We start from the raw sequence: 11,458 nt of genomic DNA, 5'->3' as shown, positions 1-11,458 counted from the left end.
AGTTGCAGCCCTCGAGTTTGTCATTAACGCCTCTTATTGACCAACTCAAACTAGTTGCAGCTCCTGAGTTTGTCATTAATGCTTCTTATTGACCAGCTCAAACTCAGTACGGCATTCGAGTTTGTCATTAATGCTTCTTATTGACCAGCTCATCAAACCTACTAAGAGCGATTCATTTTCTATACGAAAGCGATTTAACATGTTAAAATAATTAAAAATGATTCAAGGGGGCGACAAGTATGCTGGAACGAACGCTGGTGTTGATCAAGCCGGATGCAGTGGAGCGTAATTTGATCGGGAAAATTTTGACTGAATATGAGCGAAATGGCTTGAAAGTCACAAAAATGAAACTAATGAAAGCCTCTCAAGAAACAGCTGCACAGCACTATGCTGAGCATCAAGAGAAGCCTTTCTTCGAACGATTGGTGTCTTATTTAACGAGAAGTCCCTTAGTGGCGCTTGTGTTGGAAGGTGAAGAAGCGGTCAAACGCGTTAGAGCCTTAAATGGAACAACAGATCCTGACCAATCAGGCGACAATACGATCCGCGCACTTTATGGGAAAAGCGTATCTGAAAATACGGTTCATGCTTCTGATTCTGCAGAGAGCGCTCAAAGAGAAATGAACATCTGGTTTGGGTAAAAAGAAATAAGTGAACAATTCTATCTGTTCTAGTAAGGGAATCTTTGAAAAATATAAAATGTTTCGGTATGTTAAAACAAGACCCATAAATACAACTAAAGAAACGCCAAGAGAACTGCTGCATCTCTTGACGTTTCTTTGTTTAGGTTTATTTTTTACCGAGTAAACTGAAAATGGATTGCTGACAAAGTTTTTTGTTATTATTTTAGCAGCAACTGCAAGCTTTTAAGTTGATTTGCTCAAAACCATGCAATTTTGGAGCGATTCAGTCCCTTCACGTTACGGGTTAAAAAGCGGAAATAACTGCACGATCGATTGTTCAGCAGGCATGATTTATCTGATTTGGCCTTCACCAGAAATGATATATTTATAAGATGTCAATTCTGACAGTCCCATTGGCCCTCTGGCATGAAGTTTTTGCGTACTGATACCGATCTCAGCACCAAAACCGAATTCGAAACCATCTGTAAAGCGTGTTGAAGCATTCACATAAACAGCTGCAGAGTCCACACGTTTTTGAAATGCTCGACTGGCGAAGTAATCGTCTGTTACGATGACTTCAGAGTGACCAGTACTGTAGCGGCTGATGTGTTCGATCGCTTCATCTAAGGAGGAAACAACTTTGACAGCTAAAATAAAATCAAGAAATTCTGTTTCCCAATCAGTTTCATTAGCGGGGACAGCATGCTGAAGGATGGCTTGTGCTTTTTCATCTGCACGTAACTCTACCTGATAGGCTGATAAAGCTTCTTCGATGACTGGCAAAAATTCTTGTGCCACTGCTTCATGAATCAAAAGTGTTTCTGCTGCATTGCAGACAGAAGGGCGGGAACACTTTGCGTTGACAATAATCTCTTTGGCCATGTCCAATTGAGCTGCTTTGTCGATATAGACATGGCAATTACCAGTTCCGGTTTCAATAACGGGAACAGTCGCGTGTTCAACCACTGCTTTGATCAGACCGGCACCGCCTCGAGGGATCAGGACATCGATATAGCGATTGAGCGTCATCATACCTGTTGAAGAAGCGCGAGAGGTATCTTCTACCAGCTGGATCACAGTAGGCGGAAAAGCGGTTTGGATTAATGTTTTTTGCAAAACATGAACAATGGCTTGATTGGAATGGATCGCTTCTTTGCCGCCACGCAAAATCACTGCGTTTCCAGATTTGAAACAAAGGGCACCTGCATCTGTGGTGACATTGGGACGTGATTCATAAATAATGCCCACTACGCCTAGAGGAACACTTTCTTTTCCAATCGTTAAGCCATTATCTGTTGTCCACATTTGACTAACTAAGCCAATGGGGTCTGGTAAATCGGCGACTTGCCGCATACCTTCAGCCATCGCATAGATGCGATCTGAGTTTAGCGTTAAGCGATCGAGCATCGTGCCGGAGATGCCGTTTTCCTGGGCTTTCGCCAAGTCTTTTTGGTTGGCAGACAAGATCGTTTCTTGATGGTCTACTAAAGCTTGACTCATCAACCGTAAAGCTTCATTTTTTTGAGGAGTAGCGGCTTGTGATAATAGACGAGCTGCATTTTTTGCTTGTTCACCAAGTTGATTTAAGGTTTCCATTTGTTTCAGTTCCTTTCTCAAGAATGCTGTTTATCTGAATTAAGTTGTGAATAAAGTACCGATTTCTGTGCCATTGATAATATCTAAAATCACAGCTGGCTCTTTTCCATTGGCCAAAGCCATTTGTTTTTCCAGTTGCATCATGTGGTGCGCTGCTTTTAGTTTAGTAGCCATGCCTCCAGTACCAAAACGGGAACCGTTGCCGCCAGCCAAAGCATAATGTTGGTCAGTAAGTTGGGAGATTTCTTTAAATAATGAAGCATCTTCATGGGTGAGCGGGTTTTTGTCATAAAAACCATCCACATCCGTGAGCATGATCAATAGGTCAGCATCTGTAATTTCTGAAACGATGGCCGACAACTGATCATTATCGCCGAATTTTGTCAAATGATCCAACTCTTCAACAGAAACTGAATCATTTTCGTTCACGATAGGGATGACACCTGTTTCAAGGAGTGCATTAAAGGTATTGATCGCATTTTCACGACTTTCAGGAAATTCAATAATGTCTCGCGTCATTAAAATCTGACCGGGTGTTTTTCCATAAGTATGGAAAAACTGGCTGTACAAACTCATCAATTCACTTTGACCAACGGCAGCTACTGCTTGTTGTCCAGGGATGGTCTGCGGCCGTTCCTGCAGGTGGAGTCGGTTCATGCCGACGCCGATCGCTCCAGAAGAAACAAGGATCACTTCTTTTCCTTGATTGTTCAAGTCGCTCAATACAAACGTGAGCCGATCTAAACGCTGCAAATTGACGGTGCCATTTGGATACATAATCGTGCTTGTTCCTACTTTTACAACAATTCTTTTGCTTTCAGCCGCTCTTTTGCGTGCTGTTTTAGTCATGTGTGTTCATCCATTCTTTATTTCGTACTCATCAGTTTTAAACAAGACGGTGTTTTGCGTTTTTTTGTTCAAAACATACCTTTATTGTAACAGTTTCTAGAGTAAAAAACGAATGTTTATTTGAAAAGGCGTTTGCTTGCTGAGGAGAAGAAGAGGAAGGTAAAAAGGTCCTTATGATTCGATAAGAGATTGTGAAAAAGTTGCGAAAAATGAATGAAAGCACGAAAAAAGATTGCACAAACTCGAATAGAATGCTATCATATTGTAAGTAATCAAGGCTTGTTACATCACATAGTAAGTTTTACGAAAAAAGAAAAACTTAAAATAAAGAGAACATTTCTCTTATTTTGTTCGTTTAAAATAGATAAAATGACAACAACCCTTTCTCGGTTGATTTGTACGTTGATTGCTTTGAGCAAGCGATTGAAAACAGATCTTGAGAACAACAAAAATTGAATGACCATTACTTGTAGAAAGTGAGAGAATAAATATAATGGATACTCCAAACAAAATACCTAGAGCAACAGCAAAACGTTTGCCGCTTTACTACCGTTACTTACGGTTTTTGCATGCAGACGGGAAAGAACGTGTTTCTTCAACTGAATTGAGCGATGCTGTTAAAGTAGACAGTGCTACGATCCGTCGTGATTTTTCTTACTTTGGTGCTTTAGGAAAAAGAGGCTATGGCTATGACGTTGAAAACTTAATGAACTTCTTCAGTAAAACATTGAAGCAAGACCGCCTTACCAATGTAGCTTTAGTCGGTATAGGAAATTTGGGACATGCTTTGCTCAACTATAATTTCCACCAAAGCAACAATATGCGGATCAGTGCTGGCTTTGATGTAAATGAAGACATCATTGGTACGATCCAATCAGGTATTCCGATATATCCAATGGATGAAATGGTGGAACAATTAAAGATGCAGCAAATCGAAATTGCGATCTTAGCTGTTCCAACTGAAGCAGCACAAGATACAACGAACAAACTAGTCGAAGCAGACATCAAAGGTATCTTAAACTTTACGCCGATCCGGATTTCTGTTCCTGAAACAGTTCGAGTACAAAACGTAGACTTGACGAATGAACTGCAAACATTGATTTACTTCATTGATTACTATAAAACATTTGACGAAGCGCTCGACTTGGAAGACTAATCAAATAAATAAGAAAAAAGGCAATAACCTGGTTAAGGTTTATTGCCTTTTTTGACTTGCTGATAAAGTTTGATAATTTTTATTCCACGGACGACATCATTGGTGGCAAAGAAAATGAAGATAACCGGGAAAATACCCCAGCCGGAAGAACCGACATAATCGATTGCAAACCAGATGAAAATAGCCGAAAAAATAAAGTTGAACAAGATTTGAAATATAAAATCTTTTTTTCTGATCAAAGTAAAAAATCCTTTCTAAAGGGTCCTTTTCCCCTATTAATAATACATGAGTGAAGCGACAGCAACAAGAGAATTCATCAACGCATGTGAGATAATCGGGGCTGCAATGGATTTGGTTTTAAAGTAGATAAAAGAAAAAACAAAGCCCATAAAGGAATAAATGAGAATATGTCCGTCCATATGAATGAAAGCAAAAGCCAATGAACTGATCACGGCTGCACCGATGCCGCCGATTACATCGTAAAGAAAACCAAAGATCACTTTACGAAAGACAAATTCTTCCATAACCGGTCCTAATATCGATACAAGTAAGAGAAACAGCGGATAAGTTCCTACTGTTAATAGGATATCTTGTGTGTTTTGTGAACCAAGCGGAAGATGGAATACGAAAAATTCAATCGCAACAGCTACATATTGACCGACAAAGGCTAAAAGCGTTCCTGCTATTCCCCATGTGAGTATGGTAGAAAGAGCAGGTCTTGGACTATTTTCAAGACTGTTATCGAAAGTAGATCGTCGATTGGTCCATAGCATGGCAGCTGTTCCTAAAATAAAACAGATCATGGTCGCATAGACGCTGACCGTAAACTGATTTTTTTCTGGTGTAAAGGGCAAAACCAACGCCGGGACAAATTGAGCTAAAATATAAATCAAAACGATTTTGACATAAGGGGATCTAATCCAATTGTTCATAAATGAAAACCTTTCTATATCAAGAAGTTTAATGGAAGATAATAAAGAACCTTCCTAAGAGCAGCAGTAACGAATCCGAGTAATCGAGTAATATAGAAACAAGTGGATTGTTTCGTTAAAGTGTCCTTTTAGTAGTATAACACAAGACAACTTTCTATCCGAAATTTTTTAATTTTTTGGTCAAATTTAGTCAAAAAGCAACGAAATGTCTTGCAATCTATTTTCTGCATGGTATGATAAAAGAGTGGTTTAGCACTCAGTGTTTAAGAGTGCTAAAATAGAAAAAGATTGATTAAATGGAGGGATTGACGTGTTAAAACCTTTAGGAGACCGTGTCATCATTGAAGTGAAAGAAGAAGAGGAAACAACTGCTAGTGGGATCGTTTTAGCAGGCTCAGCTAAAGAAAAACCACAAACAGGAAAAGTGGTTGCAGTTGGAGAAGGACGTGTATTAGATAATGGTACAACAGTCGCTGTTTCTGTTTCTGTTGGAGATACGGTGTACTTTGAAAAATACGCTGGTTCTGAAGTGAAATATGAAGGCAACGACTATCTAGTAGTAAGAGAAAGTGATATTGTCGCGATTGTTGCATAATGACATACAAACGATTAAAGTAAATAAATGATGAGGTGACGAGAACATGGCAAAAGATATTAAATTTTCAGAAGATGCACGTGCAGCTATTTTGCGCGGGGTAGACACATTAGCAGATACCGTGAAAGTAACTTTAGGACCAAAAGGCAGAAACGTTGTTTTAGACAAATCTTATGGTTCGCCATTGATCACAAATGATGGTGTAACGATCGCAAAAGAAATCGAATTGGAAGACCATTTTGAAAACATGGGAGCTCAACTAGTTTCAGAAGTGGCTTCAAAAACCAACGATACAGCCGGTGACGGTACGACAACGGCAACTTTGCTGACCCAAGCCATCGTCCGTGAAGGCATGAAAAACGTTACAGCTGGTGCAAATCCAGTCGGCATTCGCCGTGGGATCGAATTGGCAACCAAAACAGCAGTAGAAGAATTAAAAGCCATTTCGAAAAAAGTTGAAACAAAAGAATCGATCGCTCAAATTGCTGCTATTTCTTCAGGCGACCAAGAAATCGGCCAGTTATTAGCTGATGCAATGGAAAAAGTTGGTAATGACGGTGTTATCACGATCGAAGAATCAAAAGGGATCGAAACAGAATTAGATGTTGTGGAAGGAATGCAATTCGATCGCGGTTATGTGTCTCAATATATGGTCACAGATAACGATAAGATGGAAGCAGACTTGGAAAATCCATACATCTTGATTACAGACAAAAAAATCTCTAATATCCAAGACATTTTGCCATTGCTAGAACAAATCTTGCAATCTGGCCGTCCATTATTGATCATTGCTGAAGATATTGAAGGCGAAGCTTTACCAACATTGGTCTTAAACAAACTTCGCGGAACATTCAATGTCTGTGCAGTTAAAGCTCCTGGATTTGGCGACCGTCGTAAAGCTATGTTAGAAGACATCGCTATTTTAACAGGAGGTACAGTGATCACAGAAGACCTAGGACTAGAACTGAAAGATGCCACGATCGAGCAATTGGGACACGCTGGTAAGGTCGTAGTAACGAAAGAAAATACGACGATCGTTGAAGGCGCTGGAGAATCTGAAGGTATTGCCCAACGTGTTGCACTGTTGAAAGCACAATCTGCTGAAACAACTTCAGATTTTGACAAAGAAAAACTACAAGAACGAATTGCAAAATTAGCTGGCGGAGTAGCCGTTATTCGTGTCGGTGCTGCCACAGAAACAGAACTTAAAGAGCGCAAATTGCGAATCGAAGACGCTTTGAATGCTTCACGCGCAGCCGTTGAGGAAGGTCTAGTTTCTGGTGGAGGAACAGCTTATATCAATGTTCAAAACAAAGTTGCCGAAATCGAAGCGGAAGGCGATGTAGCAACAGGGATCAAGATCGTAGTACGTGCGCTTGAAGAACCTGTTCGCCAAATTGCAACCAATGCTGGTCTTGAAGGTTCAGTCATTGTTGAAAAATTGAAAAATGTTGAAACAGGTGTTGGATATAATGCAGCTACCGATGAATGGGTAAACATGATCGAAGCTGGTATTACTGACCCAACAAAAGTAACACGTTCTGCTTTGCAAAATGCAGCCAGCGTTTCTGCTTTATTATTAACAACAGAAGCGGTTGTTGCGGATCACCCAGAACCTGCAACTCCTGCAGCTCCTGCAATGGATCCAGGTATGGGCGGTATGATGTAATCTTTTCTCTACTCAATGAGATAAATAAAAAAATCTTAGGCAAATATATATTGCCTAAGATTTTTTTTTGCAAATGTTTGTCTTTTAGATCATTTTGGTTCTTCCTCTTTTAACGTTGGTAAAGAAATTTCCTACGGTCGATGGGCTACTGATGGAAAGCCGTGAGAACGCATTGAGCTGAAAATCGCATCTCGATGCTTGCAAGCTTCAAACTTAGTGTAAGTAACGGCTAAAGCCTAACACTAAGTAATTCACATTGCATCTTTTTCATGGCTATCAGTAGCCCTATGCGCCTCCTGAAATTTCTAGAAATAGGGTCTAACGAGCTTAGTATTAAAAAAATTGATTTTTTTACAGACCAACGTTAAATATTGTAGAATCATCATTTTATTCGTTTTCTGCTAAAGTACCAGGAGCGAGATCATAAGCTTTTTGTACTTTTTTATGACGTGTCCCTAATGCTTCATCTGTTTTTTGCTGCCATACTTGATCCATTTGTTTCTTGATTTGTGAGGCCATTTTTTCAGGCACCACATTGCGATAGCTGTTCGTTTGTCCCATTACCACTTTGATTGAAGGCTCGATCACTTCTTTTGGATCCATTTGTTCATAAGGAAAAGCAAGTTTTTCATAATCAAAAATACGTTCGCTTGGATCATCTTGCCAATTTTTCCAAGTTTCAAAACCTCGGTCATTAAAACCAGTCAAGTAAGGCCCAGGGTTAATGGTTGCTACTTCAATATTGAATTCTTGCAATTCTTTGCTTAAGGCCTGTGCAAAAGCTTCTAAAGTGTGTTTCGTTCCGCAATATGGGCCCATGAAAGGATCAGTTGATAACCCTGAAATGGAAGACATAAAGACGATTCTTCCTTTATTTTTTTTGACCATTTGTCTCGCAAAGCCTTTGGTCAAAAGAATAGGACCGAAGACATTCACTTCGAACTGACGACGAAGACTTTCTTCTGGTATATCCGCTAAAGAACCGCCTTCAGCAACGCCTGCATTGTTCAAAAGTACATCGATATCCCAACTCCAAGCTTTTTCACGATCTCTCGGATTCGTTACATCAAGTTTTTCAACTTGTAAAGAAAGGCCTTGATCTGCTGCTTCTTGTTTTAATGCGGATACTTGTGACATGATTTCAACGCCGGCAATCACTTTTGCGCCTCGTTTTGCTAGTTCAAATACGATTCCCTTGCCAAAACCGTTGCCTGCTCCTGTGACCAAAATTTTTTCTTCCATGGTTCTGTCTTCCTCCTTAAAAATTTTTTTCTAAAGAAAGTATAACGTGAATTGGCATAGATATCTAATATTCTGTTTGTGGATGTTATGAATTGAATCATTCGTTCATTTATGTATACTAAAAGAAGAAAGTAATCTAAGAAAGGACAGGTACGTGTGCAATGCGCTAATCAATCGACATCAGAAACGAAAGATCCTAAAGAAAATAGAGCTGAAGAGGCTTTTATTTGTGATGGAATCATTCTGAATGAGATTGATAAAAACGCGAGACTGTACAAACCTGTTTACTTCGGTCAATAAGGTTTATTTAACATGTGCCGTTTATCATCTCCTTCAGAAAAAGAAGGAGTTTTTTTATGTTATTAGAAGCAAAGCAAATAAAAAAAGCGATAGGTGAAAAGCAACTATTTGCTATTTCAGAATGGCAGATCAATGAAGGAGAACGCATCGGTATTGTAGGCAGAAATAGTTCAGGGAAAACGACATTGTTGCATTGTTTGGCTAAAAAGGAAGAACCTGATGAAGGAACTGTGATGGTCAATAGCAAGATCGGAATGATCGAACAAATGCCTGATAGAGAAGAAATGACCTCATTTAGCGGCGGCGAGATGACAAGGAAACGAATCCAGTCTGCATTTGCGATTGAAACGGGACTTATTTTTGCTGATGAGCCGACGAGTCACTTGGATGCAGATGGTAAAAACTTTTTGGAAAAGAATATCCAGCAATTCAATGGCGCAATTGTAATGGTTTCGCATGATCGAGCATTTTTAGATCGCACATGTACGAAAATCGTCGAATTGGAAGCAGGAGAAGTGCACTTTTATCCAGGAAATTATACAGCTTATGAAGAACAAAAAGCATTAGAACAACAAACTGCACAAGCTGAATATGACAAGTACGAAAAAGAAAAAAAGCACATCAAACAAGCCATGCAGGATGTTCAAATAAAAACAGATAAGATTCGAAGAACACCAAAAAGAATGGGGAATTCTGAAGCAAGACTGCATAAAATGGGTGGGCAGCAAAACAAAAAGAAATTAGATCGCACAAGAAAAAACTTGGAAAAAAGACTAGAGCATATGGAGACCAAGCAAAAACCGATCGAGGCAGCACCGATTCAGATCCAATTGGAAAAAGGTCGTGACCTACACAATCAGATTCTGATCTCTGGAGAAGGTGTTTCTAAGCGGGTAGGAAAAAAAGTGTTATTCCGCAACAGCTGCGTCCAGTTGTTGAACCATTCAAAAACAGCTTTAGTTGGGGCAAACGGTTCAGGAAAGACAACATTGCTGAACATGATTTTGGCTCAAGGCCAGCAATTTTCATTTGCAAAAAATGTTCATTTTGGCTACTTTAGTCAAACACTGCACTTGTTGGATGACTCTTTAACAGTTTTAGAAAATGTCATGAAAAAGAGTGTGCATGATGAGACATTTGTACGTATGTTATTGGCTCGGCTTCTGTTTAAAGGAGCAGATGTATATAAAAAGGTCACTGTTTTAAGTGGGGGAGAACGCAACAAAGTCTCTATGGCGCTTCTGCTTGTCAGCGATGCAAATGTATTGATTTTTGATGAACCGACCAACTACTTGGATTTGGCTTCAATCAAAGCAGTAGAAGAAGCCATAAAAGCTTATCAGGGGACCGTTTTATTTGTTACGCATGATGAGCAATTGATGAAGAATACTGCCACGCATATTTGGCAGATCGAGAATCAATCGATCAGAATGGGAGAAGTAGAAAGAGGGCAGATCATTTTTCAATCTGAGCCGACTAAAGAAGAGCCGCTCCAAGACGAACAAGAGAAATTGATGGTAATGGAAAACCGCTTGAGTGCTTTGATAGGAAAACTGTCTGTACCGAGTAAGAAGGATAACAAGGAAGCTTTAGAGAAGGAATACCAAGATTTATTAATCAAAATCCGAGAATTAAAGGCATCGATGTAAAAAGAGGAAAGAGAAAGCCCAGTGCTTTCTCTTTTTTGTATGCTTTTGTCTCAAACAAAAGAACATAAAAAACCGCCCTGAATATTCAGAGCGGTAAAAAAGGGTGTTCTTTACTTGGAGGAGTAAAGAAATTGGGTTGTTGTTGGTATATTTATATAGTACTGGGAAGATGTGAAGAAAGTATGATGAAACATTAGCAGTTTTCTTAAGAAAATAGGAAAGGTATATTTTGGCTAATGGTATGATTACGAAAGGTGATCTGTTTCAATGATTTTTTGAACGCGTCCTACTTGGTCGCCTTCTGCCAGCATTACTTTGATGCCATGCGGATGCTGGGAACTATTGGTCAAAATGCGTTTAATATGCCCTCTTGTTAATTTTCCTGTTCGTTGATCTTTTTTCAAAACAATATCGACTAGCATACCGATCTGCAGATTGTTTCTATTTTTACCGTCCATCTTTTAGCCTCCTTTGTATATGGATCATTAAGTAACATTACAGCGAAGACAATAATTTGTAAATACAGGCTCTTTGACAAGTAGTGTTGGTGGGTCAAAAAAGTCAGAGCGATTACATCGCTTTGGCTTTTTTATTTTATGCTGCTTTTTCATCTTTAAAATACAAAGCTCTAGGTTGATAGTGAGAAGCAGTCAATCGATAAACAATCAATAGTCGGGCTCGCAGGTTATAGAAATTTCGATAGCCATATCCTGATCGTTTGATGTTCTTGATTTTGTTGTTCATTCCTTCAATAGGACCATTGGAAAGCGTATAGACAAACGCATTTTTAATGTCCTCTAGGTGTTTTTTAAACGTTTTAAGAACAGTTCTCACTTTTCTCGGTAAA

General features: G+C 39.3%; 12 protein-coding genes. 5 read left to right on the top strand and 7 right to left on the bottom strand.

What is annotated here, in order from left to right:
* Positions 1–239 precede the first annotated feature (239 nt).
* The gene (gene ndk, locus BM057_RS07420) at positions 240–641 is read left to right on the top strand and encodes a nucleoside-diphosphate kinase (RefSeq protein ID WP_092092574.1); all 402 of its coding nucleotides are present in this window, start codon (positions 240–242) and stop codon (positions 639–641) included.
* A 333-nt stretch (positions 642–974) separates the two neighbouring features.
* Here the strand turns inward: ndk and BM057_RS07415 are convergent, their stop codons facing one another.
* On the bottom strand, positions 975–2,219 hold the full coding sequence (locus BM057_RS07415) for a glutamate-5-semialdehyde dehydrogenase (protein ID WP_047391742.1): 1,245 nt from the start codon (positions 2,217–2,219) through the stop codon (positions 975–977).
* A 39-nt stretch (positions 2,220–2,258) separates the two neighbouring features.
* Positions 2,259–3,068: a glutamate 5-kinase gene (proB, locus tag BM057_RS07410; RefSeq protein WP_047391740.1), complete on the bottom strand. Its 810-nt coding sequence runs from the start codon at positions 3,066–3,068 to the stop codon at positions 2,259–2,261.
* Between the two features lie 493 nt (positions 3,069–3,561).
* On the opposite strand from proB, the gene BM057_RS07405 reads away from it, so the two are divergent.
* Positions 3,562–4,224: a redox-sensing transcriptional repressor Rex gene (locus tag BM057_RS07405; RefSeq protein WP_047391737.1), complete on the top strand. Its 663-nt coding sequence runs from the start codon at positions 3,562–3,564 to the stop codon at positions 4,222–4,224.
* 32 nt (positions 4,225–4,256) lie between these two features.
* On the opposite strand, the gene BM057_RS07400 is transcribed toward BM057_RS07405, so the two are convergent.
* Both BM057_RS07400 and BM057_RS07395 read right to left on the bottom strand, forming a co-directional pair.
* A complete protein-coding gene (locus tag BM057_RS07400; RefSeq protein ID WP_245741874.1) occupies positions 4,257–4,463 on the bottom strand; it encodes a DUF4305 domain-containing protein in 207 nt (68 codons plus the stop codon).
* Positions 4,464–4,499: 36 nt separating this feature from the next.
* The gene (locus BM057_RS07395) at positions 4,500–5,156 is read right to left on the bottom strand and encodes a CPBP family intramembrane glutamic endopeptidase (protein ID WP_092092572.1); all 657 of its coding nucleotides are present in this window, start codon (positions 5,154–5,156) and stop codon (positions 4,500–4,502) included.
* 310 nt (positions 5,157–5,466) lie between these two features.
* Between BM057_RS07395 and groES the strand changes: the two genes are divergently transcribed.
* Both groES and groL read left to right on the top strand, forming a co-directional pair.
* Complete coding sequence (gene groES, locus BM057_RS07390; protein ID WP_047391100.1) at positions 5,467–5,751, top strand: co-chaperone GroES; 285 nt, start codon at positions 5,467–5,469, stop codon at positions 5,749–5,751.
* A 46-nt stretch (positions 5,752–5,797) separates the two neighbouring features.
* Complete coding sequence (gene groL / locus BM057_RS07385) at positions 5,798–7,420, top strand: chaperonin GroEL (protein WP_047391097.1); 1,623 nt, start codon at positions 5,798–5,800, stop codon at positions 7,418–7,420.
* Between the two features lie 387 nt (positions 7,421–7,807).
* Here the strand turns inward: groL and BM057_RS07380 are convergent, their stop codons facing one another.
* The gene (locus BM057_RS07380) at positions 7,808–8,662 is read right to left on the bottom strand and encodes an SDR family oxidoreductase (protein ID WP_092092570.1); all 855 of its coding nucleotides are present in this window, start codon (positions 8,660–8,662) and stop codon (positions 7,808–7,810) included.
* A 356-nt stretch (positions 8,663–9,018) separates the two neighbouring features.
* Between BM057_RS07380 and abc-f the strand changes: the two genes are divergently transcribed.
* A complete protein-coding gene (abc-f, locus tag BM057_RS07375; RefSeq protein WP_092092568.1) occupies positions 9,019–10,611 on the top strand; it encodes a ribosomal protection-like ABC-F family protein in 1,593 nt (530 codons plus the stop codon).
* Between the two features lie 245 nt (positions 10,612–10,856).
* Here the strand turns inward: abc-f and BM057_RS07370 are convergent, their stop codons facing one another.
* Both BM057_RS07370 and BM057_RS07365 read right to left on the bottom strand, forming a co-directional pair.
* On the bottom strand, positions 10,857–11,069 hold the full coding sequence (locus BM057_RS07370; RefSeq protein WP_047391090.1) for a YwbE family protein: 213 nt from the start codon (positions 11,067–11,069) through the stop codon (positions 10,857–10,859).
* A gap of 136 nt (positions 11,070–11,205) precedes the next feature.
* Positions 11,206–11,458 (bottom strand): transposase (locus tag BM057_RS07365; RefSeq protein ID WP_143074492.1); only part of this gene is annotated, 253 nt, incomplete at its 5' end.

Origin of the sequence: Pisciglobus halotolerans, from assembly GCF_900113675.1 — a bacterium.
Classification (GTDB): domain Bacteria; phylum Bacillota; class Bacilli; order Lactobacillales; family Carnobacteriaceae; genus Pisciglobus; species Pisciglobus halotolerans.
Note: the sequence above shows the minus strand (reverse complement) of the source record. Positions and strands in the feature narration are given on the sequence as shown.